The following is a 23,157-nucleotide window of genomic DNA, read 5'->3' on the forward strand; positions in this document are numbered from 1 at the left end:
CGCAGCCCGATCGCCTACGAAACAGCGTCCCGACCAACATCAACTACGCTGACACCAGCCGCATAACCCGTGTCCAGGATTCGGGGTCAAGGCCCCATCCCGCCGTCCGCCGGCGGGCCGGTGATTGGCAAGAGCCGCCTCTGGCCCTCGAGAACAGGTCGGAGGCGGCGTTCTGTCGGCTGGCCGGCCGACGGGGGCTGTTCCCGGATTACTTCCAGGTGATGCCCTGGCCCAGTGTGAAGGGCTCGCCCCAGTACTCGGCCGACACGACCTTCGTCGAGGCCGACGGTGCGAGCGCCACCGCGCAGCCCTGGGCGACCTTGCCCTTGGTGAAGCCCTGGGGGAGTTCGTCACTCTTGCACTTGTCGAAGTCGCCGATGATCATGAGGTCCTGGGCCTCGGTGCCGTCCCCCAGGTGGCCCTTCATGTGGCCCACGCTGGCGTAGGCCAGGTCGGAGTCGCCCTCGTTGGTGACCGAGTAGCGGATGTAGTAGGGAACCTTGCCCTTCGCCTGGTCGCCGAGCTTCAGCGAGGCCAGGTCGGACGGATTGCCCTGCTCGATCGAGGTGACGGTCAGGGCGATCTTGCCCTTCGTCGACGTGCCGTACGAGAACGGGACGTGAGCCGCCTGCCCCATCTTGAGGGTCTGGCCCGCCTTAGTGCCCGCCCCGCCGGCGCCGCTCGCGCCGTCCGAGCCGGTGGCAGCGCTGCTCGGCACGCTCGGGGTGGCCGCGCCCTTGGGCGCGCTCGCGCTGGTGGCCGAGGAGGACGGGGCGGACTGGGCCGACGAGTCGTCGGGGCCGCAAGCGGTCGCGGTCAGGGCGAGCGCCCCGACGACCGCGAGCCCGCTCAGTCTCCGGACGGCCTTACCAGTGTTCATGGCGTTCACGGTGATTCCCCCGTTGTTGCGGTTCGTTGAATTGCCGGGCAACCGTACAGGGAGTTGACAGTGCGACGAACCGCGCCAAAAGTGGATCCTCGACACTCTACGCTTCTCTTTGTGGCGCAGGTCACCAGGCTGTAAGCCCGGGTGTGACCGGGGCGTGTGCCTTCAAGGACATGTTTGTGACACATCAACCTGGTGGCGCGCAGGGTGAGCCGCGGTCGGTCAGCTTCGTCAGCTTCCCACGCAGCAGTTCCAGTTGCCCCCCACTCCGGTGGCCAGGCCCAGCGCCTCGCCGATCTACCGGGTTGCCACCGGGCCCGCAGCCTGCCGCACGGCGGCGAGGATGCACTGTTACTTCGACGGCAACGCCGCCCCCTCCACACCCGGTGCGTGGCCTGGGACCAGCCACGCTGCCCGACCCGCCACTTGAACGACCGCCGACCCTGCCTCCGCCCGCTCGTCGGCAATCTGCTCGCTCATCCGCTCACACCCGCTCGGCCACGGCCAGCTCGTCCCGCTCGGCCCGCACCTCGGACAGCAAGTTGGCCAGCCGTTCCTCGAGTCCGTCCAGCTCCGCGCGTCGCGCGGCGATCCCCTCCAGCCCCTCGGGGTCCATCATGCGCCGGACCGTAGGCGCGGGATCAGCGACGGCAGGCGGGAATCCGCGCAGCTCGCCGCCGCCGGCGCGTTCACCGACGCCCGTCAGATCGCCGCCGGCCGTTACACCACGGGCAACCGCCGCGACGACCTGGTCGTGATCTGGCAGGACGGCGAGACCTCGCTCTACACCGACCTCGCCGCCAACGGCGTGAACAAGGAAACACGGCTGGCCAAGCCCAACAACAAGACCTGGATCTACGCCGACCAGATCACCGACGGCGAGTTCACCGGCAAGGCCACCGGCGACCTGCTGGTGCGCTGGAAGGACGGCGAGACCACCATCTACCCGGGTCTGAGCACCCGCGGCGTCCCCGGCGAGATCACGATCCAGAAGCCCAAGTCCGCATGGATCAACGCCACCGTGGTCACGGCTGGCGCGTTCACCGCCAACAAGGTCCCCAACGACGTCCTGGTCCGCTGGAACACCGGCCGCGTCGCCCTCTACCCGGGCGTCGACGCCTCCGGCGTCCACAAGGAGGTCGAACTCGTCCCGGCGCGCTGACCGACCCGGTACAGCCCATCCTGTCGTCCCTCCCCGTCTCACACCGCTCCGGGGAGGGCCGCCGCAGCGGGCCGCCAACAACGGCTAACACAGTGACCCGAGTTCTCGGTGGGTGATCAGGCAGCAGGCGAGTTCGAGGAAGGCTTCGTGGATGCCGGCCCGCCGTTCCCAGCGGATCCGCAGACGCCGGAGGCCATGCAGCCACGCAAAAGTCCGCTCGATCACCCACCGGTAGGCGCCCAGACCGGTGCCGTGCCAGGTACCTCGGCGGGCGATCGCCGGGATGAGGCCTCGCACGCGGACCTGATCGCGGTAGACATCGTGTCCTAGCCACGGTCGGCGAACAGCGAGTCCGCCTTGCGGCGGGGACCGCTGACGCGGCCACGGACTGGCGCGATCGCGTCGAGCAACGGCAGCAGTCGGGTGACGTCATTGCGGTTGCCGCCGGTCAGCAGGACCGTGAGCGGGGTGCCGTTCCCGTCAGTGATCAGGTGGTGCTTCCAGCCGGCCCGGCCCCGGTCGACCGGTGACGGGCCCGTGTGGCTCCCCCTTTCAACCCCCTGACGCGGGAGGAGCCGACCACGCAGTGCGACCAGTCCAGCTTCACCGCCGCGTTCAGCTCGGCGAGCAGCAGGGCTTCGCTCTCAGCGAGAGCAGTGCACGCCAATCACGCGGTCCCAGTATTGAACACTTCATGCCCACACTGCTGGGCGCGAGCCGGTCTCGTCTTGTCAACGGGGCTCTCACGCCCGGGCATACTCAAAGGCTCGGCGCGCGCCCCTGAAGGCTCCGCCGGGATGGGGATCACTGCCCGGATTCCGCGCTTGCGCAGGTGGTCGCGGATGGCGCGGGACGAGTATGCCTACGCAACCCCGGCCTCCGTGTGCCGTCGTTGCCCTCACCCTCGCGAGAGGTCACCTCGTACCCGCTGCACATTTCCGTTGGCGTTACGAGGCTGGGCAGGCGTCAGGTCCACTCTTGGCGAACTGGGCCTTGGTGCAGTAGGTGATGGTCGGGTAGTAGTCACCCATGACCGAGGCCGGGTCTTGACCGTGCTTGACGTTCTGGACGGCGTTGTGGAACTCGTCTGCCGGGAGCATGTTCCGCCAGAGCAGGATGCCGTTGACGTTGGTGGGGCCCCAGGAGATCCAGGTCACCTTGTTGCCCGTGGTCGCGTTGGCTGGACGGTCTTGCGGTGTGGAGACCACGTAGGTGTAGCGCCCGTTCTTCTCCAGGGTCGTCTGGTAGTCAGCGGCACAGGAACTTGACGGATAGGGCAGCTGCCACTGGTTCTCGCAGAGTGACCAGTACCTGAGCTGGGTTTTGGTGAGCACCGACTGACCTTCACGGGTGTTGGGGAACGTCGGTGCCTTGCCCCGGATGACGGCTATGCGACCGGACTTGTAGCTGATCGGAGTGCACAGGTACTTGTTGTATGGGTTGGGGAACAGCCCGCCGGCCTTGTTGGGCACTGCGAAGCCCGGGGCGCTCGGGGTGGACTTTCCGCATCCCTCGAATCCTCCGGGAGGCGCGTTGGTTTTCACCAGTTGCCGCACGAACGTGGCCAGCGGCCCGGAAGTACCATGTGGCGAACCGGCTTTGGGGCAGGTCGCATAGTTGCTGACCCTGCCGTTGTGGTGGTGGACGGACAGAGTGGGAAGGGGTGCTCCGCCCGTGGGGTCGGATGCCTTGGCCGGCACGTAGATCCTCAACGCCAGGAATCCGGCTGCGGACGTGGCACTGTTGGTGGCGGCGGCCAGGGTGTTGTTGCCGGACCCGGCTTTGACGCCCGTCTGCACGGTGACGCGGTACCGGTGCTGGGCGGGGTTTGTGCCGGCATGGGCTTCAGTGAACGGGTTTTTGCTGCCGGAAGTTGGGGTTATCCCCTTGTCAGGGAGTGAGTCGAGGGGTGATCCCTTGACGTCGTATGTCGTCAGCGACGTGAAGCGGGCCGATGGGTAGGTGCCCTCTGCCACCAATTGATCTCCCTGACCCAAGTGGTAGGGCATGATCCAGTACGTAGCATTTGTTTCGGGGAAGGCAAAGTTCAGTCTGCTGGGACTTACCACGGCCGGCCACCCGCAGGAGACGGTAGGTACTGCCGCTTGCCTGGTCTGGATCCCGGCGTCGGCCGACGGGGCTGTCAACGTCATCGAGACGGCCAGCATGGCTAGCGCAGACACTCGGGCTGTTCGCAACAAAGGCTGCATGACGGGGAACCCATCTACGGATTCTTGAAGTGGCGGCCCGACACTCATGGGGCGGTGATCTCCCGCCCAGGTCAGCTACAGGCTCCGGCGCGGCGACAGTCACGTCGGCCGTCTGCCCGTTGACCTCTCTGCCTGCCTATCCATGTCTCCGTGTCGGGACTCGCCCTTGACACGGCCCGGCCCACCGCATGTGCGCGGGAGCGACGCCTACACAAGTTTCGCCGTGTTCGCTGAGGCGCGCAAATGGAGAGCTGTGACTTGCGCCTCGCCGGACTCCACCTCCGTTCTCCGACTCATCGAGGCAGGATGCCGATTCGCTGATCTGTGAGGCTGTGTACGACAGCGAAGTCGTGCAGACTGCTGATCCCCGTGCTCGCCCTGCGGGCCTGACTCCTTCGGGTTGGGAGCGATGGAACAACGGGACGACTACGGCCACACAGTTGCTGTGACTCGCAGCGATAAGTTCTTGTATGTCCTCAGAGAGGACGACGAGATCCCGGATGGCCTCGAGTCGCTCCGCGTCGAGCTGAGCTGATCACCAGGTCCGGCGCCCCGGTTGGTCCCCGCTGAGGATCATGGCCTCGCGGGGACACGAACGTGCCACACCGGTGCTGCCGCATTGCGGTTCGCCCGCCGGCACCGCGGCCACAGTCGACCCGGGACAGCACGGCCAACTCGTTGAACGCCACAGTTGCGCGTGGGAAATGACATTGGCTCCAGGCATCACCGCATAGAGCAAGGCCAGCAGATGCGCGAAGCCGGTCTCTTCGGGGCGCAAGATGACATTTCTTGCTTCAGCGCTCTGCCGGACTCGGAGCGGTGCACAGTGCCCATATGACGAAGCCGTTGATCGCGATCAGGACGATCGCCCAGAACGGCGTGTACGGGATCCACAGGAAGTTCGCGAACATGGACAGGCCGGTCAGCACCACGCCGACGACCCTCGCCCAGGTGGCATCCCGGAACAGGGCGAAACCAGCGAGAGCGATGACTATGCCCATGATCAGGTGGACCCAGCCCCATCCGGTGAGACTGAACTGGAACACGTAGGTGCGGGTAGCGACGAACACAGCGCCTTTGGCGATGGCAGCGATACCTGCGCAGAGTGTCATCAGCCCGCCGAAGATCATCAAAACGGCGGCGAAAACCACCCAGCCGCTGCCAGGACCGGTTCTTGCGGAACTCCGCACTGCCGCGTCCGGGCGAGTTCCACTCACATGACTGGTCATCACAGCCTCCTGCACGTCGTACGGTCCCGCACAACCGCGCTTTCGCGTTCGGCCGATTGGGCTAGTTCCAATCTCGTCCTGTCGGGTGTGGTTCGCACCTCGGGTCGCGTGGACGGCAGAATCAGAGAATGGTTTGCAGGCAATCTGTGCAGGCCAGAGCCATGTCGATAGGTGTGTGGGTAACCAGCCCATTGTGTCGGGAGCCACCCGACAAAAGGGCCACGAGCCCCACCTTAGGCACAGGTCGTAGCGTGGTCGCCGTAGCCACCACCATCCCCTGTACGACGCCCGGACGAGTTGCCGCGGCAGAGCAGACCACTTCGGTGGCGCGCCACGCACTGAACGGGGACGCTGGATGCAGGGGCAACGTGATGGAGAGACAACCTCATGGCTCAGACCAGCACAGACCACAAGGCGCACACGCCGTTCTTTTCCCGCCCGGGCGTCCGCCGCGTCGCACCGTTCGCTCTGATCACTGTGATCGCGCTGGTCTTCATCTTCGAGAACCGCACGAGTATCAGGATCCGCCTGCTCATTCCGGTGGTGACCATGCCGCTGTGGGGTGCCCTTCTGATCGCCTGGGGGCTCGGCATGCTCGGCTGCGCCTTCACCCTGCGCCGACGATCGAACCGGCACTCACAACGGCCGGAGTAAGTTCGTGCCACACCAGTAAGGTCGTGCCGCACCCTCTGCGCCGAGCCGACCCCACTTCGGTGAACCGCGTCGGCGGACGCGCACCAGTAGCTGCGGGGCTGCCCAGGACCGGACCGATGCGGAGACACGAACGAGCATGGGCATGGCAGACAGCGGCAGCGCGGCCGGTGTGCGCGTCGAGATCGAGGACGTCCAGAGCGGGGCGCTGCGCCCGCGGCCCGTGCCCTACGAGGGAGAGTTCATCTTCCGGCGCGCCGACGACCGCCACGCCGGACATGCCCTGCTGAGGCGGCTGCTTCCGACCAGGTCGGTGATTGGGGTGGTGGCGGGCAGGTTGGTCATCCAGTATCCGGTTGGCTCGCCGGCTGATTCGGGCTGTTCGACCAGCAGGGCCCGAAGCGGCAGAGCTGTTGCCGCTGGCCATGCGGAGGTGCGGTCGGGGACCCGGACCACCAGTTCCGGCGTCTCCCCAGGTCAGCGCACTCTTCCGCGCGGCTTCAATGGCACGGGCGGCAGCTCGGGTGCTGGCAGCGGAGCGCCGTCGTAGCCTTTCACCTCGCCGAAACGAACGCCCTTCATCCAGTCCTCGCGAGCCTCTAGGATCTCTTCCTGGGAGCGGGCGACGAAGTTCCACCACATGATCAGCTCCTCCGCGAACGGCTCGCCGCCGAGCAGCATGATCGCGGCGTCCGACTCGGCGCGCAGCGGTAGTTCGGAGCGTCCGCAGCCGAGGTAGAGCAGCGAGCCGGGGAGCACGGGTACGCCGTCCGCATGGACCTCGCCGGACATGGCCAGGACGCCGTACTCGAAGTCGGGCTCCAGGGGCAGCCGTACGTCCGTGCCCCGGGCGAGGGCGAGGTCGGCGCCGACGATCGGGGTGTACGTCGTACCGGGCGAGGCGGAGCCGTCGAGGTCGCCGAGGATCACTGTGGCGGTCAGGCCGGGCGCGGTGACCGTGGGCAGGTCCGGGTGGTACTCGAACTTCGGGTCGGTGTGCCGGTGTTCGCCGGGCAGTGCCACCCACAGCTGGGCGCCGTGCAGGAAGCGGGCGTGCGGGCGCGGGCTCTCCTCGGAGTGGCTGATCGCGCGGCCCGAGGTCATCAGGCCCAGTTGCCGGGGCCCGATCGTCTGCAGGCTGCCCGTCGAGTCGCGGTGCAGTACCTCGCCCTCGTGCAGCCAGCTCACCGTCTGCAGCCCGATGTGCGGATGCGGCGGGACCTGCATGCCGGGCTCGTCGGCGATGTCGTCCGGGCCGTAGTGGTCGACGAACGCCCACGCGCCGATCATGCGACGCCCGAGGTTGGGCAGCAGCCGGCGCACCTCGGTCGACTCACCCAGCTTCACCTGGCGGGGGCTCAGCAGTTCGCGGACGGGCTCGGCGACGACGAATCCGCGGCCGCCGCAGACACTGGGCACGGGCGCGCGGTCAAGGTTGCTCATGGCGCCCAACTTAGCGGGGCGAGCGTCGTACCGGCGGGTGCGGAATCACGGATTTTCCTTGGTTAAGCCAATCAACTGACTTATGGCCTGGTCACGGGTGCGGCGCACTCGGCGACGGCTCGGCCGTGGACGGGGTGGCCGTGCTCGGCACCGGGGACGGCGTGCCGACCGTCGGACGTGGGACGCGGGACGTGGGACGCGGGACGTGGGCCGGCTCGGCCGGTCGGGAAGGACCGCCGTGCGCGGTGAAGAACATCAGCGCGGCCACGGCGGCCAGCGCCGGCGCGCCCGGCACGGCCCGGCACTGCAGCACGCGGCGGGGCCGGGACGCGGCCGTCGGCGGGCCCAGGGGGCGCAGGTCGGCGGAAGCGATGGAGTGGGCGCGTGCGGCCAGCGGGGCCCGCAGCCGCTCCTCGACCGGCGTCTGCGCGGTGCCGGTACCGGACTCGTTCATCGCAGCCCCTCCAGACGTAGGCCGAGGGCGTCCAGGGCCCGGCCGGCCGTGGACTTGACGGCACCCCGCGACAGACCGAGCGTCGCAGCGATCTCGGCCTCGCCCAGATGCGACCAGTAGCGCAGCACCAGGACCTCGCGCTGACGCCGGGTCAGGGTGCGCAGCGCCGGCCAGCACCTCCCGGTGGTCCTCGTGCAGCAGCACGTCCTCCTCCGGGGCGGGCGCGTGCTGTGCGGGGGCGGGGCTGTGCGCCCGTACGGTCCTGCGCCGGCGCAGCACCGAGCGGGCCCCGCCTCGGCGGTCATGGTGCCCGGTGACGGCCAGGGCCGCGCCCACGGCGGAGACCCCCAGGGCGGCACGCAGCCTGCGGGCAGGGGCGGGCCGGGACGCACGGTGTGCGGACATGGGTTCCTTCGGTCGTCCGGGTACGGACATGGGGCCGAAGTGGAGGCCTCCAGCCGGACAGACGCCCGACCCCGGCGGAGGTTGCAGGCGACGACCGGGAGATTTCCCGTGGGCGCCACTCCGCTCCGGTGCCTTCCACGGGCTCCAGCTGCCCGCTCGGCATCGTTGTCCGAGCCGAATGGCGCCGCACCGGCGCGGGGCCGACGATGGTGGGGTGGGGTACGGCCGCCGCCGCAGCGCCGGTGCCGTCCGAGGCCGCCGGGGGACGGTGGCCGGCCCCGGCCGCGCTCAGCGGCCGGAAGGGAGGACACCGTCATGCTGGAAGTGAAGACGGTCGAGAAGCCGGACGAACGGCGTGACTTCCCCCGCGGCCACCTCGAGGCGCTCCATCTGACCGGGCTCGACTTCGCGGTCGGCACGTTCGAACCGGGTTGGCGCTGGTCGGAGTCCGTGGCGCCGATCGCGGGCACCGAGAGCTGCATGGTCCACCACAACGGCTATGTGATGCAGGGGCGGATGCGCCTGCGCATGGACGACGGCGGCGAGGCCGAGATCGGCCCCGGCGACGTGTTCGTGTGCCCGCCCGGCCACGACGCCTGGGTGGTGGGTGACGAACAGGTCGTGGTCTTCGACTTCGCCGGGACCATGGCGAACGAGTACGCGAAGGACTGACCGAGCGGGCACGGCGCTCCACCCGCTCGCGGAACCGGGTCGCACACGGTGCGACCCGGTCGCCGTACCGGTGTCCGGTGCCGCCTTCCTCCGCCACCCAAGAAGCGTCACCCGCGCCCTCAGTCCTCCAAGGCTCCCGCCCCCTCCTCCGCGAAGGTGACGGTGTCCGGGTGGCCGAAGAGGCCGGGGAGGCCGCCGGTGTGGACGAATACCGTCTTCTCGCCCGGGCGGATGTCACCGTCGCGGACGGCCGCGTGCAGGCCGGCGAGGGCCCGGGCCGTGTAGACGGGGTCCAGGACCAGGCCCTCGGTGCGGGCGGCGAGCCGGAGCGCCTCGCTCGCCGGGCCGGTCAGCGTCGCGTACCCGGCGCCCACCTGGTCCCGGCGCACCCGCAGCGCCTCGGCCGTGACCTTCTCCGCGGTGAGCGGCGCCGCGAACTCCGCCACGGCCGCCGCCGGGTCGGCCAGCGCGCCCACGTCGACGCCGAGCACCGCACCGGTGCCCAGGGCCGCGACCAGCCCGGCCATGGTGCCGCCCGAGCCGAGCGCGACCACCACCGTCCGCAGCTCGGGCAGCTGCGCGTCCAGTTCCTCGCCGCAGCGCAGATAGCCACGGGCGCCCAGCACCCCCGACCCGCCGAACGGGATCAGCGCGGGCCGGGCACCGCCGGCCCGCAGCCGCGCGCACACCTCGGCCGCCGCCGCGTCCAGCCCCGCCCGGTCCACCTCGCCCGCCCAGACGAGCCGCGCCCCGAACAGCCCGTCCAGCGCGAGGTTCCCGGAGCGCGAGGCGCCCGGTGTGCCGCGCAGCACGAGGACGGCGGAAAGGCCCAGCCGGGCGGCCGCCGCGGCGGTCAGCCGGGCGTGGTTGCTCTGCGGGGCACCCGTGGTCACGAGCGTGTCCGCGCCCTCGGCGAGGGCCGCGCCCACCACCCACTCCAGCTTGCGGATCTTGTTGCCGCCGCCGCCCAGACCGGTCAGGTCGTCCCGCTTGATCCACAGGTCCCCGGGGCCCAGCCCGAGCGCGGCGGCCAGCCGGGGCGCCGGCTCGACGGGGGTGGGGAAGGTACCGAGCGATACGGGGGACTGGCTCATGGCGTACGCCCTTCGGTGCGGTTCAGGTGCGGTTCAAGTCGGTTCAGCTGCGGATCGAGAGTGCGGATCAAGAGTGCGGATCGCGGTGCCGATCGCGGTCGTTGCCCGGAGTAGTCGATCACACCGGCAGCAGCCGGGCGATCAGCGCGCTGAGCTGACGGGCCGTACGGCACTCGTGCATCTCGACCAGGTCGGCGTAGGCGGGCGCGGCCGAGTCGCCGGTGCCCCACTGGGCGCGCGGCTCCGGGTTGAGCCAGTACACGCGGCGGGCCCGTCGGCCGACCTCGCGTACGGCGGCCAGGTTCGGGTCGCTCATGTTCGTCCGGGCGTCCCCGAGGACGAACACGGTCGTACGCGGACCCACCGCGCCGCCGTACCGCTCGGCGAACTCGCCCAGCGCCATGCCGTAGTCGCTGCTGCCGTGCCAGCCGGTCAGCGTGGCCTCGGCGCGGATCCGGGCGCTCAAGCCGTCGGGGTCGGCGCGGCCGTGGCCGAGCAGGCCGGTCACCTCGTCCAGCCGGTTGACGAACGCGAACACGCGGACCTTGCTGAACTGGTCGTGCAGCGCCTGCACCAGCAGCATCGTGAAGTCCGAGAAGCCGGACACCGAGCCGGACACATCGCAGAGCAGCACCAGTTCGGGGCGGACCGGGCGGCGCCGGCGCAGCACCGGCCGCATCGGCACCCCGCCCGTCGACAGCGAGGAACGCAGGGTGCGGCGCAGGTCGACGGTGCCGCGTGCGGTCCTGCGGCGGCGTGCGGCCAGCCGGGTGGCGAGCTTGCGCGCCAGCGGGTGAACCGCCGTGCGCAGTTCGGCCAGTTGGTCCCGGTTCGCGAACAGGAAGTCCACCCGGTCGGCGGTCGGTACGACACCGCGCCGGGCGATCTCGTCCCGCCCGCGCCGCTCGGCGACCCGGCGCCGCGCCTCCGCCCCCACCATCCGGCGGAACTCCTCGATACGGTGCCGGATCTCGTCGTCCAGCAACCGGTCCGCGAAGCCGGCATCGCTGCCGTCCCGGCCCCGGGCATCGGCCCGCACCCGGGCCAACAGGGTCTGCGGGCGCAGCCGGTCCAGGGTCTGGTACGCCGACCAGCCGTCCGAGCCGGGCGAACTGCCGTATCCGCCGAAGCCGTCGACGGCCTCCGTCGCCAACCGGGCCATCAGGGCACGGTCGTCGGCCGCCAGCGCCTGCGCCAGGCGGTCGCGCAGCGCCTCCCGGTCCCCGGATGCCCCGTCCGGGCCGCCGACGCCGCGCGGGAAGTACAGGTCGAAGACCGGGTCGAACACCGCCCGCTGCCCCGGGCCGTGCAGCAGCGTCGCGGCCAGCCCCTCGCGCAGCCGCTCCCGGTCCGCCAGCCCCAGCGCCTCCACCGCGCGGGCCGCGTCCACCGTCTCGCCCGTGCCGATCCGCACCCCGTGTGCGCGCAGCGCGCCGACCAGGCCGGTGATCCGCTCGGCTACCGCGGTCACAGCGCGTCCAGGTCGAGCTTGGCCGCCGCCCTCTGGATGTCGTCCTGATGCTTGAGAATCAGCCCGAGACTGTCCCGTACGACCATCTCGTCCAGCGTGTCGGCGCCCAGGGCCAGCAGGGTGCGCGCCCAGTCGATGGTCTCGGCCACGGACGGCGCCTTGCGCAGGTCCATCGCGCGCAGCGCCCGGACCACCCGGACCACGGACTCGGCCAGCGCCGCGCCGAGGCCCGGCACCTTCAGCCGTACGATCCGCCGCTCCAGCTCCTCCTCGGGGAAGCCGATGTGCAGGAACAGGCAGCGGCGGCGCAGCGCCTCGGACAGCTCCCGTCCGGCGTTGGAGGTGAGGACGACGAACGGGCGCCGGGTCGCGGTGACCGTGCCCAGCTCCGGGACGGTGATCTGGAAGTCGCTGAGCACCTCCAGCAGCAGGCCCTCCATCTCGACGTCGGCCTTGTCGGTCTCGTCGATGAGCAGCACCGTCGGCTCGTCACCGCGGATGGCGGTGAGCAGCGGGCGGGGGAGCAGGAACTCCTCGCTGAAGATGTCGGTGCGGGTCTCGTCCCAGCTCTCGTCGCGACCGGCGCTGATCCGCAGCAGCTGCTTGGCGTGGTTCCACTCGTACAGCGCCCGGGACTCGTCCACGCCCTCGTAGCACTGCAGCCGCAGTTCGCCCACCCAGACCCGGAGGCCGCGACCCCGCGCGAGCGCATCCTGTACGTCTTCCAGCGCCTGGAACAGGTCTCCGTGGACGCCGGCTACCACGGCTGCCCCTACCTGGCCGTCCTGGTGGAGCTGAAGAAACCGGAGCACCCCGCCCGCGCGGTCGCCCGCGCGGTCAAGGAGCGGCTCGCCGCGGCTTTCCGCGCCGAGGCGGAGCGCGGCGGCGCCCGCGACCCCGGGCTGCTCGCCCGCCAGCTCCTGCTGGTCTTCGACGGCGCCAGCGCACGGGCGGGCGCGAAGGTGGAGCACCTGGACGACGGGCTGGCGACGACGACGGTGACGGCGCTGCTGGACGCGGCCGGGATGGACTAGCCAGGGCCCTGCTTCGGAATGGCCCGGCACCCCACATGCCCGTGTGGGACCGGCCTTGCCTCACGTGTGGGGACCGGCCTTGCCCCGCGTGGGCCGGCCTTGCCCCGCGTGGGCCGGCTTTGCCCCGTGTGGGCCAGCACAGCGCGCCGGTCCGCTCGGCCACCCGGTCCAATGAAACCGTGACCGCGCCCCCGAACGACTGCCTCGCGCGCAACGAGTGGCTCTGCGGCGCCTATCTGAGCACCCGCCGCCACATCCTCCTCGACGCGGTCGTGCAGCACCTTCGACTGACCGCCCTGTCGGTCCTGATCGGTCTGGTCATCGCCGTGCCGCTCGCCGTGCTGGCCCGCCGCTGGGCCTGGGCGGCGGGACCCGTCCTCGCGGTGACGACGGTCCTCTACACGATCCCCTCGCTGGCGATGTTCTCCCTGCTCCTGCCCCTGTACGGCCTCTCGGCCACGCTCGTCGTCGCCGGGCTCGTGCTGTACTCGCTCACCCTGCTCGTCCGGAACATCCTCGCGGGCCTGCGCGCGGTCCCGGAGGAGACCCGGCAGGCCGCGCGCGGCCTCGGCTACGGCCCGGTCCGCCTGCTGCTCACCGTGGAACTGCCCCTCGCCCTGCCCGCCGCGATGGCCGGCCTGCGCATCGCCACCGTCTCGGCGGTGTCCCTGGTCACGGTCGGCGCGATCGTCGGGTTCGGCGGCCTCGGCAACCTCATCTACGCCGGCATGAACACCTACTTCAAGGCCCAGGTCCTCACCGCGTCCGTGCTGTGCGTGCTGATCGCCGTCGCCGCCGACCTGCTCCTGCTGGGCCTGCAGTGGCTGATCACGCCCTGGACCAGGGCGGGCCGCGCACGCGTGCCCCCACGGCGCCGGCGGGCACGCGCGAGGGCCATCGGGGTGAAGGCGGGCCGGACATGAGTGCCGCTCGGACGAGGGCGAGGTGCGCATGAGCACCCTCACCGCGACCTGGGACTGGCTCGCCGACCCCGCGCACTGGTCGGGCGACGACGGGATCCGGCACCGGTTGCTCCAGCACCTGGCGCTCACCGTGGTCTGCCTGGTCCTCAGCTGCCTGGTCGCGCTGCCCGTCGCTCTGGTCCTCGGCCACCTCGGCAAGGGCGGCGCGCTCGCCGTCAACATCTCCAACGTCGGCCGGGCCGTGCCCACCTTCGCGGTCCTGGTCCTGCTGCTTCTGACGCCGGTCGGCAGGTGGGGCGAGGGGCCCACGGTGGTGGCTCTGGTGCTGTTCGCCGTTCCGCCGCTGCTCACCAATGCGTACGTCGGCATGCGCGAGGTCGACCGTGGTGTCGTGCGGGCGGCCCGGGGCATGGGGATGACCGGACGGCAGATGCTGCTGCGCGTGGAACTGCCCCTGGCGCTGCCGTTGATCCTGAACGGGGTGCGGATCGCCGCCGTCCAGCTCGTCGCCACCGCCACCATCGCCGCGCTGGCAGGGGGCGGCGGCCTCGGCCGGATCATCACCGCCGGCTTCAACCTCGCCAGCACGCCCCAGGTGGTCGCCGGCGCCCTGCTCGTCGCCGTCTTCGCACTGGTCGTCGAGGGCATCTTCGAGCTCGCGGAGCGGCTGACGCCGACGTGGGCACGGTCCGGCCGATGACCGGCCAGGGCCGGGGCGCGGGCCAGCCGACAGCCGGGACCGGCGTGGGGCAGTGGGCGATCGGCGCGGCCGAGGAGCGGCCGACCACCGGCGTTGGCCGCGGCCGGGGGCGGCCGCCGGGCGGTGCTCCTGCGGACTCGCAAGGGCCGATGGGCGGTGCCCCCGCAGGTCCGGGTCGGCTGACGAGAAGAGCGTGCGCAGGCCCGGAGCGGTCGATGGGTGGTGCTTCTGCGGTCCCGCGAGGGTCGATGGGTGGTGCTTCTGCGGTCCCGCAAGAGTCGACGGATGGCGCCCCCGCAGGCCCGCAACGGTCGGAGGGCGACGTCCCCGCAAGCCCCCAACGGCCGACGCGCGGAGCCCCCGCCCGCCTGGAACGGCCCACCAGAAGGGTCCTCGCTGCGGTCGCCCTTCTCGCCGTTCTCACCCTCCTCGCCCTCACCGCCTGTTCCACCGGCCCCTCCCTGGAGAACCGTGGTGAGGTCACCGCGCCGCCCGGTGACAGTCGCCATCTGACCATCGGCTCGGCCGGTTTCACCGAGAGCGACCTGCTCGCCCAGATGTATGCCCAGCTGCTGAACCAGGCGGGGTACAGGACCTCCATCCTCACGGTCGCCAACCGGGAGCTGTACGAACCGGCGCTGGAGTCCGGGCAGATCGACATCGTGCCCGAGTACGCGGCCACCTTCGCCGACTGGCTGAACGCCAGGACCCACGGCGCCGACGCGAAACCGGTCGGCTCACCCGACCTCGCCGCCACCATGAAGGCCCTGCGCACGCTCGCCACGCCCCGTGGGCTCACCGTCCTCCCGCCCGGCCGTGCCGTGGACCAGAACGCCTTCGCGGTCAGCGCCGCCTACGCCCGCGAGCACCACCTCAAGACCCTCGGCGACGTCGGCGCCGCGAAGCTGAAGGTGCGGCTCGCCGCCGGTGACGAGTGCGTGCAACGGCCGTACTGCAAGCCGGGGTTGAAGAAGGTGTACGGCATCGACATCACCGGTGTCGACCCCAAGGGCGTCGGCACCACACAGGCGAAGCGGGCCGTGCAGGAGGGCCGGGACCAGATGGTGCTGACCACCACCACGGACGCCACGCTGGACTCCTTCGGCCTGGTGCTGCTCGCCGACGACAGGCATCTGCAGAACGCCGACTACGTGGTCCCGGTCGTCAACCGCTCCCGCGCCGGCAGCGACCGCGTCGCCCAGGCGCTCGGCAAGCTCAACGACGTTCTCACGACGAAGGACCTGGCACAGCTGAACCAGCAGGTCGACAGCTGGCGCCGGCTGCCCGCCGACGTGGCCCGGATCTACCTCAAGGAAGAGGGCCTGCTGAAGTGAAAGGCCTCACGCGTCCGCCACCGAGTCGAACGGCACCTGCCCCCGCGTCACGCCCCGCGCATCCGCGTCCACCGAGCGGCGCAGCGCCTCGTGCAGCTTCGCCGGGGTGAGCACGCCGAGGAAGCGTGCGCCGTCCAGCACCGCGACCCACCCGGCGTCGTACTGGAGCATCACCCCGAACGCCTGCTTCAGCGGCGCGCCCACCGGCACCCATGCGGTCATCCGGTGGGCCAGGTCCCCGACCCGGCCGCCCGCCGCCAGTTCGTCGATCCCGGCCCAGCCGTGCAGATCGCCGTGCCCGTCGAGGACCACCGTCCACCGCGCGCCCTCGGCCCGCAGCCGCTCGACGGCGCGTTCGGCGGGCTCCTCCAGCCGGGCCACGGGCGGCTGTTCGAGGTCGTCCGGTTCGATCGTGGTGACCGACAGCCGCTTCAACCCCCGGTCCGAGCCCACGAAACCGGCGACGTACGGGGTCGCGGGCGCCCCGAGCACCGCGCCCGGCGTGTCGAACTGCTCGATCCGGCCCTGCCCGTAGACGGCGATGCGGTCCCCGAGCCGGACGGCCTCCTCGATGTCGTGCGTGACCAGCAGCACCGTCTTGCGCACGGCAGCCTGCATGCGCAGGAACTCGTCCTGCAACTGCTCCCGCACGACCGGGTCGACCGCCCCGAACGGCTCGTCCATCAGCAGCACAGGCGGATCCGCCGCGAGCGCCCGCGCCACGCCGACCCGCTGCCGCTGCCCGCCGGACAGCTGTTCCGGGTAGCGCGGCCCGTACGTCTTCGGGTCCAGCCCCACCAGGTCCAGCAGTTCGGCGGCCCGCGCCCGCGCCTTCACGCGCTTCCAGCCGAGCAGCGCGGGCACGGTCGCGGTGTTGTCCAGGACGGTGCGGTGCGGGAAGAGGCCCACCTGCTGGATGACGTACCCGATACGGCGGCGCAGCCGCACCGGGTCGACGCCGGCGATGTCCTCGCCGTCGACGAGGATCCGGCCGGAGGTCGGCTCGATGAGCCGGTTCACCATCATCATGGTCGTCGTCTTGCCGCAGCCCGACGGGCCGACGAGCGTGACCAGCTCCCCCTCCGCCACCTCGAAGGAGAGACCGTCCACAGCCGTCGTACCGTCCGGATACCGCTTGGTGACGTGCTCGAACCGGATCATTCCCTCACGCTAACGGCGCCGCCCGCCGCCTGCTCTCCCGCACACTGAAACGACTCAAGCAACCTGTGCCGGGTCTACGGGCGCATCCATCGTCACCCCCATAGTTTCACCCCTCGATTGCTCCCCGATCGCCCTAAATCGATACAACTGCGGAAGGTCGAAGGGGTGACGGCATGACTGACGGCGTGCGATGTAGGACGACGACAGACCGCTCTCCGTCGGCTTCCTCGGCGGCAGGTCAGCTCAGCAGGATCACTTCCAGCTTGCGCGGTCCGTGCACGCCCTCCACCCGGTCCAGTTCGATGTCACTGGTGGCGGACGGGCCGGAGATCCAGGTCAACGGGCGTGCCGGGTCCAGGCGTTCGAGGGCCTGCGGGACCGAGGAGACGACCTGATCGGGTACGCGCACGACACAGATGTGGTGGTCCGGGATGAGCGAGATACGGCGCCGGCCCTGGTCCGGAGAACCGTCCAGGACGATCGTGCCGGTCTCGGCGATCGCCACGGCGCACCCCGTCACCACGCTGTCCACCCGGTCCAGCCGCTGCGGGGTGCTCGCTGCCCGGTCGTGGATCCGCACCGGGTCCGCGGCGGCCATCCACTGCGGCGGCAGCCCGGGCGGCACCAGCACCTCCTGCGCGCCGTGCCCGGCCAGCAGCCGCATGACGAGCAGCGGCAGTTCCTCCGCGTCGGCGCGGTGCACGATCGCCCGGTAGTCCGCCAGGTTCCCGGCCAGCAGCTCCACCGTCTGCTCCGCCGTGCGCTCCCCGTGCTCGCGCAGATAGTCCCGGGGCACGGCCTCCTCGTACGGCCGGTCGTCGGGTGGCACGTCGGCGAGTGCCCGCCGCACCCGGCCCAGGATCCTGTCCCTGCTGCTCACTTGGCGCCGTCCTTTCCGCCGCGCGTGCGCTGCCACCAGTCCCGGAAGGGCTCCGCGGGCACCCGCGGCAGATCCCGGGTGGCGCTCCACGCCTTCCCCGGGCCCGGCAGGGTACGAGGGTGCAGCCGGCGGGTGCGGGAGGCGAGCCGCTGACCGGCACGCAGGGCGCCGGGGTGGGCGAACGCCCAGCGCGCCGCGCGCATCGCCGCCCGCTCGGCCGCGTGTCCCTTGGCCGGTTTCAGCACCACTTTGTTGCCCTGCCGCACCGCCGGGCCGCCTTCCACGACCCGCTCCCGCAGATGCACCAGCACCTCGGGGATGTCGATGGCCACCGGGCACACGTCGTAGCAGGCGCCGCACAGGCTCGACGCGTACGGCAGCGAGGCGTCGATCTCGCTTGCGGTGCCCCGGAGCTGGGGGCTGAGGATCGCGCCGATCGGACCCGGATAGACCGAGCCGTAGGCGTGGCCGCCCGCCCGCTCGTACACCGGGCACACGTTCAGACAGGCCGAGCAGCGGATGCAGCGCAGGGCCTGGCGGCCCACCTGGTCGGCGAGGGTGTCGGTGCGGCCGTTGTCGAGCAGCACCAGGTGGAAGCTCCGCGGCCCGTCCTCGTCCGCCGTGCCGGTCCACATGCTCGTGTACGGGTTCATGCGCTCGGCGGTGGAGGAGCGGGGGAGGGTCTGCAGGAAGACCTCCAGGTCCCGCCAGGTGGGCACGATCTTCTCGATGCCGACGACCGAGATCAGTGTCTCGGGGAGGGTCAGACACATCCGGCCGTTGCCCTCGGACTCGACGACCACCAGGGTGCCGGTCTCGGCGACCATGAAGTTGGCGCCCGAGACACCGACCCTGGCCCGCAGGAACTTCTCCCGCAGATGCAGCCGGGCCGCCTCGGCGAGTTCGGCGGGCGTGTCGGTCAGGTTCTCGGGAGCCGGCCGGCCCCACGCGCCCATCTCGGAGCGGAAGATGTCCCGGATCTCACCCCGGTTGCGGTGGATGGCCGGCACCAGGATGTGCGAGGGCCGGTCCTTGCCCAGCTGCACGATCAGTTCGGCGAGATCGGTCTCGTAGGCGCGGATGCCCTCTTCGAGAAGGGCTTCGTTGAGCCCGATCTCCTGTGTGGCCATCGACTTGACCTTGACGACCTCCGACTCACCGGTCGCCTTCACCAGGTCCGTGACGATCCGGTTGGCCTCGTCGGCGTCCGCCGCCCAGTGGACCGTACCGCCCGCCGCGGTGACCGACTCCTCCAACTGCTCCAGATACCGGTCGAGATGGCGCAGCGTGTGGTCCTTGATCCGGCGCCCCGCCTCGCGCAACGGCGCCCAGTCGTCCAGCTCGGCCACCGCGCGGGCCCGTTTGGCCCGGATGGTGTGCGTGGCATGGCGTAGGTTGTCCCGCAACGTGGGGTTGTGGACCGCAGCGCGCGCCGCTTCCGGAAAGGCCGGCATGCCGACGAACGTTCCGCTCATGCCGCCGGTTCCTCCTCCGTGCTCGCCAGGATCTCCGCGATGTGCACCGGCCGCATGTCCGTCCGCAGCCGGCTCATCGTGCCGCCGATGTGCATCAGACACGAGTTGTCGGCCGCGCACAGCACCTCCGCGCCGGTCGACTCGGCGTTGCGCACCTTGTCCGCGCCCATCGCCGCCGACACCTCGGCGTTCTTCAGCGCGAACGTGCCACCGAACCCGCAGCACTCCTCGGCACCCGGCAACTCGACCAGTTCCAGCCCCTTGACGGCCTGGAGGAGCCGGCGCGGCCGGTCGCCCAGCCCCAGGCCGCGCAGCCCGTGGCAGGTCGGGTGATAGGTGACCGTGTGCGGGTAGCAGGCGCCCACATCCGTCACCCCCAGCACATCCACCAGGAACTCCGTCAGCTCGTACGTCTTCGGCACCACCGGCGCCACGGTCCGCGCGAGCGAGTCCCCGCGCCCCTCGGCCCTGGCCCGCTCGCCCATCCGGGGATACAGCTCCCGCACCATCGCCCCGCAGGACCCGGACGGGGTCACGATCGCCTCGTACTGCCGGAAGACATCGGAGAAGTGCCGGGCCAGCGGCTCGGCCTCGTGCCGGTAGCCGGTGTTGTAGTGCGCCTGTCCGCAGCAGCTCTGGCCCATCGGGAAGTCCACGTCGACCCCCAGCCTGGTCAGCAGTTTCACCACGGCACGGCCGGTGTCCGGATAGAGCGTGTCGTTGACACAGGTCAGGAACAGAGCGACACGCATCGCGGCTCCTCGGGGTCGGTCATCGGACGAGTGCAGGGTAGTGGGCGGACACCGCCGAGGGGAGACGGCCTCGCCGGGGCCGACGCCCTCACCGCATGGCGAGCCGCGCCCCAGCCTCCCGCCGGCGGGTGCCGTCGCCCCGGGGCCCGTACCGGGCCAGCGGCTGGGTACGGGTGAGCAGCCGGCGCATCGCGGCCAGGTCCCCGACCAGCCCGTGGGCCCGGGCCTGGACGAGGACGTTGCCCAGGGCCGCCGCCTCCGTCGCGCCCGCCACCACGGGCAGCCCACAGGCGTCGGCCGTCAGCTGGCACAGCAGCGCGTTGCGGGTGCCGCCGCCGACGACGACGTACACCACGTCCACCGGATGGTCGGCCAGCCGCTGCGTACGACAACGCCTACGCGGTCCTCCCTCACGGCCGGATCGCCGGCGCGTCGAAGGCCTCCGGGTACACCGACTGGACGCTCCTGTACGACGGCGGCGACCTGAACGCCTTCGGTGAGGTCGTGATCGACGAGACACGGGTCCGGGCGGACAACGTCCTGTCGTTCCTGTACCGGAGAGGTCCAGCGGTACGACACCCTCGGCGCTGCACGTCGTCGACTTCGCGCTGCCCGCCTGACCCTGTCCGCAGCGGGGCGGCGTGCGGGTAATGTCAAGGGTCGCCCGCCGCCCCTCTTCGCCCCTTGGAGGTCTTCGCCCGATGGCCCAGTCGGTGGGTATCAAGGACGTCGCCCGCGCCGCCGGAGTGTCGGTGGGCACGGTGTCGAACGTCATCAACCGCCCGGACACCGTCGCCGGCGAGACCCGGGCGCGGGTGCTGTCCGCGATCGACCGGCTCGGGTACGTCCGCAGCGAGTCCGCGCGTCAGCTGCGCGCGGGCCGCAGCCGGATCATGGGCCTGCTCGTGCTCGACATGGGCGACCCGTTCTTCGTCGACGTGGCGCGGGGTGCCGAGCGGGCGGCCCGCGCGGCGGGGCTCGGCGTGATGGTGTGCAACAGCGCGCAGAACGCCGCCGAGGAGGCCGAGTACCTGGCCCTCTTCGCCGAGCAGCGAGTGCGGGGCGTGCTGCTCACCCCGGCCGACGCCACCGGCCGCAACATCGAGACCTTCCGCCGGCACAACATCCCGTTCGTGCTGGTCGACCGGGTCGCCGAGGGCACCACCGAGTGCTCGGTGTCCGTGGACGACGTGGCCGGCGGCGCGCTCGCGGTCCGGCACCTGGTGGACGCCGGACACCGCTCGATCGCCTATGTCAGCGGGCCGCCCGGGTTCCACCAGGTCCGGGACCGCCGTACCGGCGCCCTGAACGCGCTCGCTGAGGCCGGGCTCGGCCCCGACGCGCTGCGCGAGCTGCCCACCGAACGCCTCGACGTGGCCGCCGGCCGGGACGCGGGCGCCCGTCTGCTGGGCCTCGCCGACCGGCCCACCGCCGTGTTCTGCGCCAACGACCTGCTCGCCCTGGGCGTCCTGCAGGCCCTGTACGCGGCGGGCGTCACCGTCCCCGACGACCTCGCGATCGTCGGCTACGACGACATCGAGTTCGCGGCGGCGGCTGCCGTACCGCTGACCTCCGTACGGCAGCCCGCCGTCACTATGGGCGCCCTCGCCGCCGAACTGCTGCTGGAGGAGACCGGGCAGGGCGAGGACGAGCGGACGCACGAGCACCGCCGGGTGGTGCTCCAGCCGGAGCTGGTGGTACGCCGTTCCAGCCTCGCCGCACGCTGAGCCCTGCCCCGGCCGTAGCTGACCGGAAGTTCAGTAACAATCCATGATCCCGGGGCTCGGCGCGCGCCCGGGTCATGTGCTGCACTGGGACGCGTCCGTGGCATCCGTCCCATCCCGTCCCGGGAGACCCGTTGAGCCTCAGCTACCGCCAGCCCGGCGTCATCCTCACCGACCGCCGCTTCACCGTGCCCCTCGACCACGCCGACCCGTACGGGGAGACGATCGAGCTGTACGCCCGCGAGGTGGTCGCGAGCGACAAGGCCGGGCAGGAGCTGCCGTGGCTGCTGTATCTCCAGGGTGGTCCAGGCTTCGGAGCGAATCGTTTCGTCGGGCGTCAGGCCTGGCTCGACCGAGCCCTGAAGGACTATCGCGTCCTCCTCCTCGACCAGCGCGGCACCGGCAGCTCCACACCCGCCACCCGGCAGACGCTCCCGCTGCGCGGCGGCCCCGCCGAACAGGCCGACTACCTCACGCTCTTCCGCGCCGACTCCATCGTCCGGGACTGCGAGACCATCCGCCCCGAGGTCACCGGCGGCGCCCCGTGGACCGTGCTCGGCCAGAGCTTCGGCGGCTTCTGCACGGTGTCGTACCTCTCCCTCGCCCCCGAAGGCCTCGCCACCGCCGTCATCACCGGCGGCCTGCCCTCCCTGCACGCCCATGCCGACGACGTCTACCGGGCGGCCTACCCGCGCATCGAACGCAAGGTCACCGCGCACTACGCCCGCTACCCGCAGGACGTGGACCGGGTCCGCCACATCGCCGACCACCTCCTCACCCACAACGTGGTCCTCCCGAACGGCTACCGGTTCACCGTCGAGGCCTTCCAGTCCTTCGGCCTGATGCTCGGCACGAGCGACGGCAGCCATCGGCTGCACCACCTCCTGGAGGACGCCTTCGTGCGCACGCCCGGCGGCCCGGAGCTGTCGGACGCCTTCCAGGAGCAGGCCCAGTCCCTCCTGTCGTACGCCGCACATCCCCTCTACGCACTCGTCCACGAGTCGATCTACGGGCAGGACACCCGCCCCACCGCCTGGGCCGCCGAGCGGGTCCGCGGCGAGTTCCCGCAGTTCGACGCGGCGAAGGCCCTCACGGGCGACGGCCCCGTGCTCCTCACCGGCGAGACGATCCACCCCTGGATGTTCGAGACCGACCCGGCCCTGCGCCCGCTGCGCGAGACCGCCGACCTGCTCGCAGCCCGCACCGACTGGCAGCCCCTGTACGATCCCGCTCGCCTCGCCGCCAACGAGGTCCCGGTCGTGGCGGCCGTCTACCACGACGACATGTACGTCGACACGGCCCACTCCCTTCAGACCGCGCGCACGGTCCGTGGCCTGCGCACCTGGGTCACGGACGAGTTCGAACACGACGGCCTGCGCATGGGCGCCCCGAGGGTCCTGGACAGGTTGCTGGCGCTGGCGCGCGACGAGGTGTGAGGCGCCGCGCCGAGTTGACCCTCCCCAGGCACATGGGCTACTCGGTGGGGCAGGTGGCGGC

Annotated in this window: 20 protein-coding genes and 7 pseudogenes; 10 read left to right on the top strand and 17 right to left on the bottom strand. The window is 71.2% G+C overall.

Going from position 1 to position 23,157, the window contains the following annotated elements:
* Positions 1-208: 208 nt before the first annotated feature.
* Positions 209-880 (bottom strand): hypothetical protein, encoded by a 672-nt coding sequence (locus ABZ624_RS33660; RefSeq protein WP_360097706.1) that lies wholly within the window; start codon positions 878-880, stop codon positions 209-211.
* Between the two features lie 490 nt (positions 881-1,370).
* Positions 1,371-1,505 carry a hypothetical protein gene (locus tag ABZ624_RS33665; protein WP_360097709.1) on the bottom strand — a complete coding sequence of 45 codons (135 nt, stop codon included), beginning with the start codon at positions 1,503-1,505 and terminating at the stop codon, positions 1,371-1,373.
* 135 nt (positions 1,506-1,640) lie between these two features.
* Between ABZ624_RS33665 and ABZ624_RS33670 the strand changes: the two genes are divergently transcribed.
* Positions 1,641-2,048 (top strand): hypothetical protein, encoded by a 408-nt coding sequence (locus ABZ624_RS33670; protein ID WP_360097712.1) that lies wholly within the window; start codon positions 1,641-1,643, stop codon positions 2,046-2,048.
* 84 nt (positions 2,049-2,132) lie between these two features.
* On the opposite strand, the pseudogene ABZ624_RS33675 reads toward ABZ624_RS33670, so the two are convergent.
* From ABZ624_RS33675 to ABZ624_RS33690, 4 genes and pseudogenes are all read right to left on the bottom strand, one after another.
* Positions 2,133-2,682, bottom strand: a pseudogene (locus ABZ624_RS33675) (IS5 family transposase); the annotation flags it as partial.
* Positions 2,683-2,835: 153 nt separating this feature from the next.
* A pseudogene (locus tag ABZ624_RS33680) lies at positions 2,836-2,940 on the bottom strand (IS5/IS1182 family transposase); the annotation flags it as partial.
* Between the two features lie 55 nt (positions 2,941-2,995).
* Positions 2,996-4,024, bottom strand: a complete 1,029-nt coding sequence (locus tag ABZ624_RS33685; protein ID WP_360097715.1) for a hypothetical protein — start codon at positions 4,022-4,024, stop codon at positions 2,996-2,998.
* Between the two features lie 1,028 nt (positions 4,025-5,052).
* Positions 5,053-5,487, bottom strand: a complete 435-nt coding sequence (locus ABZ624_RS33690; protein ID WP_360097718.1) for a hypothetical protein — start codon at positions 5,485-5,487, stop codon at positions 5,053-5,055.
* Positions 5,488-5,874: 387 nt separating this feature from the next.
* On the opposite strand from ABZ624_RS33690, the gene ABZ624_RS33695 reads away from it, so the two are divergent.
* Positions 5,875-6,141, top strand: a complete 267-nt coding sequence (locus ABZ624_RS33695) for a hypothetical protein (RefSeq protein ID WP_360097721.1) — start codon at positions 5,875-5,877, stop codon at positions 6,139-6,141.
* A gap of 474 nt (positions 6,142-6,615) precedes the next feature.
* On the opposite strand, the gene ABZ624_RS33700 is transcribed toward ABZ624_RS33695, so the two are convergent.
* The 3 genes and pseudogenes from ABZ624_RS33700 to ABZ624_RS33710 all read right to left on the bottom strand — a co-directional run.
* On the bottom strand, positions 6,616-7,581 hold the full coding sequence (locus tag ABZ624_RS33700) for a pirin family protein (RefSeq protein ID WP_360097724.1): 966 nt from the start codon (positions 7,579-7,581) through the stop codon (positions 6,616-6,618).
* 91 nt (positions 7,582-7,672) lie between these two features.
* Positions 7,673-8,035 carry a hypothetical protein gene (locus ABZ624_RS33705; protein ID WP_360097727.1) on the bottom strand — a complete coding sequence of 121 codons (363 nt, stop codon included), beginning with the start codon at positions 8,033-8,035 and terminating at the stop codon, positions 7,673-7,675.
* A pseudogene (locus tag ABZ624_RS33710) lies at positions 8,032-8,323 on the bottom strand (sigma-70 family RNA polymerase sigma factor); the annotation flags it as partial. The gene ABZ624_RS33705 and the pseudogene ABZ624_RS33710, both read right to left, overlap by 4 nt.
* A gap of 432 nt (positions 8,324-8,755) precedes the next feature.
* Between ABZ624_RS33710 and ABZ624_RS33715 the strand changes: the two are divergent.
* Entirely contained in the window at positions 8,756-9,112 is a 357-nt protein-coding gene (locus tag ABZ624_RS33715; RefSeq protein ID WP_360097730.1) for a cupin domain-containing protein, read from the top strand.
* A 119-nt stretch (positions 9,113-9,231) separates the two neighbouring features.
* Here ABZ624_RS33715 and ABZ624_RS33720 read toward each other — a convergent pair whose 3' ends face one another.
* The 3 genes and pseudogenes from ABZ624_RS33720 to ABZ624_RS33730 all read right to left on the bottom strand — a co-directional run.
* Positions 9,232-10,206 (bottom strand): pyridoxal-phosphate dependent enzyme, encoded by a 975-nt coding sequence (locus ABZ624_RS33720; RefSeq protein ID WP_360097733.1) that lies wholly within the window; start codon positions 10,204-10,206, stop codon positions 9,232-9,234.
* A gap of 118 nt (positions 10,207-10,324) precedes the next feature.
* On the bottom strand, positions 10,325-11,677 hold the full coding sequence (locus ABZ624_RS33725) for a VWA domain-containing protein (RefSeq protein WP_360097736.1): 1,353 nt from the start codon (positions 11,675-11,677) through the stop codon (positions 10,325-10,327).
* Positions 11,674-12,345 (bottom strand): annotated as a pseudogene (locus ABZ624_RS33730) (MoxR family ATPase); the annotation flags it as partial. The pseudogene ABZ624_RS33730 and the gene ABZ624_RS33725, both read right to left, overlap by 4 nt.
* Before the next feature lie 9 nt (positions 12,346-12,354).
* On the opposite strand from ABZ624_RS33730, the pseudogene ABZ624_RS33735 reads away from it, so the two are divergent.
* From ABZ624_RS33735 to ABZ624_RS33750, 4 genes and pseudogenes are all read left to right on the top strand, one after another.
* A pseudogene (locus ABZ624_RS33735) lies at positions 12,355-12,711 on the top strand (TetR/AcrR family transcriptional regulator); the annotation flags it as partial.
* A 179-nt stretch (positions 12,712-12,890) separates the two neighbouring features.
* Positions 12,891-13,634, top strand: a complete 744-nt coding sequence (locus ABZ624_RS33740; protein WP_360097739.1) for an ABC transporter permease — start codon at positions 12,891-12,893, stop codon at positions 13,632-13,634.
* 28 nt (positions 13,635-13,662) lie between these two features.
* On the top strand, positions 13,663-14,334 hold the full coding sequence (locus ABZ624_RS33745; RefSeq protein ID WP_360097741.1) for an ABC transporter permease: 672 nt from the start codon (positions 13,663-13,665) through the stop codon (positions 14,332-14,334).
* 248 nt (positions 14,335-14,582) lie between these two features.
* Positions 14,583-15,668 (top strand): ABC transporter substrate-binding protein, encoded by a 1,086-nt coding sequence (locus ABZ624_RS33750; RefSeq protein ID WP_360097744.1) that lies wholly within the window; start codon positions 14,583-14,585, stop codon positions 15,666-15,668.
* A gap of 6 nt (positions 15,669-15,674) precedes the next feature.
* Here the strand turns inward: ABZ624_RS33750 and ABZ624_RS33755 are convergent, their stop codons facing one another.
* The 5 genes and pseudogenes from ABZ624_RS33755 to ABZ624_RS33775 form a co-directional block, all read right to left on the bottom strand.
* On the bottom strand, positions 15,675-16,829 hold the full coding sequence (locus ABZ624_RS33755; protein WP_360097747.1) for a betaine/proline/choline family ABC transporter ATP-binding protein: 1,155 nt from the start codon (positions 16,827-16,829) through the stop codon (positions 15,675-15,677).
* 238 nt (positions 16,830-17,067) lie between these two features.
* Positions 17,068-17,709 (bottom strand): lactate utilization protein C, encoded by a 642-nt coding sequence (locus ABZ624_RS33760; protein ID WP_360097750.1) that lies wholly within the window; start codon positions 17,707-17,709, stop codon positions 17,068-17,070.
* The gene (locus ABZ624_RS33765) at positions 17,706-19,184 is read right to left on the bottom strand and encodes a LutB/LldF family L-lactate oxidation iron-sulfur protein (protein WP_360097753.1); all 1,479 of its coding nucleotides are present in this window, start codon (positions 19,182-19,184) and stop codon (positions 17,706-17,708) included. Before ABZ624_RS33765 ends, ABZ624_RS33760 begins: the two co-directional genes overlap by 4 nt.
* On the bottom strand, positions 19,181-19,936 hold the full coding sequence (locus tag ABZ624_RS33770) for a (Fe-S)-binding protein (protein ID WP_360097756.1): 756 nt from the start codon (positions 19,934-19,936) through the stop codon (positions 19,181-19,183). The genes ABZ624_RS33765 and ABZ624_RS33770 overlap by 4 nt, the downstream gene beginning before the upstream one ends.
* A gap of 88 nt (positions 19,937-20,024) precedes the next feature.
* Positions 20,025-20,318, bottom strand: a pseudogene (locus tag ABZ624_RS33775) (FGGY-family carbohydrate kinase); the annotation flags it as partial.
* Between the two features lie 2 nt (positions 20,319-20,320).
* Between ABZ624_RS33775 and ABZ624_RS33780 the strand changes: the two are divergent.
* The 3 genes and pseudogenes from ABZ624_RS33780 to ABZ624_RS33790 form a co-directional block, all read left to right on the top strand.
* A pseudogene (locus ABZ624_RS33780) lies at positions 20,321-20,556 on the top strand (Tat pathway signal sequence domain protein); the annotation flags it as partial.
* 81 nt (positions 20,557-20,637) lie between these two features.
* Positions 20,638-21,663, top strand: a complete 1,026-nt coding sequence (locus ABZ624_RS33785) for a LacI family DNA-binding transcriptional regulator (protein ID WP_360097759.1) — start codon at positions 20,638-20,640, stop codon at positions 21,661-21,663.
* Positions 21,664-21,794: 131 nt separating this feature from the next.
* Positions 21,795-23,096: an alpha/beta fold hydrolase gene (locus tag ABZ624_RS33790; RefSeq protein ID WP_360097762.1), complete on the top strand. Its 1,302-nt coding sequence runs from the start codon at positions 21,795-21,797 to the stop codon at positions 23,094-23,096.
* Positions 23,097-23,157: the final 61 nt, after the last annotated feature.

The organism is Streptomyces sp. NPDC007205 (assembly GCF_040634095.1).
Taxonomy (GTDB): domain Bacteria; phylum Actinomycetota; class Actinomycetes; order Streptomycetales; family Streptomycetaceae; genus Streptomyces.

Excerpts from the sequence above, each read along its gene's own strand:
- ABZ624_RS33715 (WP_360097730.1), top strand. The coding sequence starts at position 8,756 with ATGCTGGAAGTGAAGACGGTCGAGAAGCCGGACGAACGGCGTGACTTC.
- ABZ624_RS33770 (WP_360097756.1), bottom strand. The coding sequence starts at position 19,936 with ATGCGTGTCGCTCTGTTCCTGACCTGTGTCAACGACACGCTCTATCCG.
- ABZ624_RS33755 (WP_360097747.1), bottom strand. The coding sequence starts at position 16,829 with ATGATCCGGTTCGAGCACGTCACCAAGCGGTATCCGGACGGTACGACG.
- ABZ624_RS33765 (WP_360097753.1), bottom strand. The coding sequence starts at position 19,184 with ATGAGCGGAACGTTCGTCGGCATGCCGGCCTTTCCGGAAGCGGCGCGC.
- ABZ624_RS33750 (WP_360097744.1), top strand. The coding sequence starts at position 14,583 with ATGGGTGGTGCTTCTGCGGTCCCGCAAGAGTCGACGGATGGCGCCCCC.
- ABZ624_RS33660 (WP_360097706.1), bottom strand. The coding sequence starts at position 880 with ATGAACACTGGTAAGGCCGTCCGGAGACTGAGCGGGCTCGCGGTCGTC.
- ABZ624_RS33700 (WP_360097724.1), bottom strand. The coding sequence starts at position 7,581 with ATGAGCAACCTTGACCGCGCGCCCGTGCCCAGTGTCTGCGGCGGCCGC.
- ABZ624_RS33785 (WP_360097759.1), top strand. The coding sequence starts at position 20,638 with ATGGCCCAGTCGGTGGGTATCAAGGACGTCGCCCGCGCCGCCGGAGTG.
- ABZ624_RS33745 (WP_360097741.1), top strand. The coding sequence starts at position 13,663 with ATGAGCACCCTCACCGCGACCTGGGACTGGCTCGCCGACCCCGCGCAC.
- ABZ624_RS33720 (WP_360097733.1), bottom strand. The coding sequence starts at position 10,206 with ATGAGCCAGTCCCCCGTATCGCTCGGTACCTTCCCCACCCCCGTCGAG.
- ABZ624_RS33665 (WP_360097709.1), bottom strand. The coding sequence starts at position 1,505 with ATGATGGACCCCGAGGGGCTGGAGGGGATCGCCGCGCGACGCGCGGAG.
- ABZ624_RS33690 (WP_360097718.1), bottom strand. The coding sequence starts at position 5,487 with ATGACCAGTCATGTGAGTGGAACTCGCCCGGACGCGGCAGTGCGGAGT.
- ABZ624_RS33705 (WP_360097727.1), bottom strand. The coding sequence starts at position 8,035 with ATGAACGAGTCCGGTACCGGCACCGCGCAGACGCCGGTCGAGGAGCGG.
- ABZ624_RS33695 (WP_360097721.1), top strand. The coding sequence starts at position 5,875 with ATGGCTCAGACCAGCACAGACCACAAGGCGCACACGCCGTTCTTTTCC.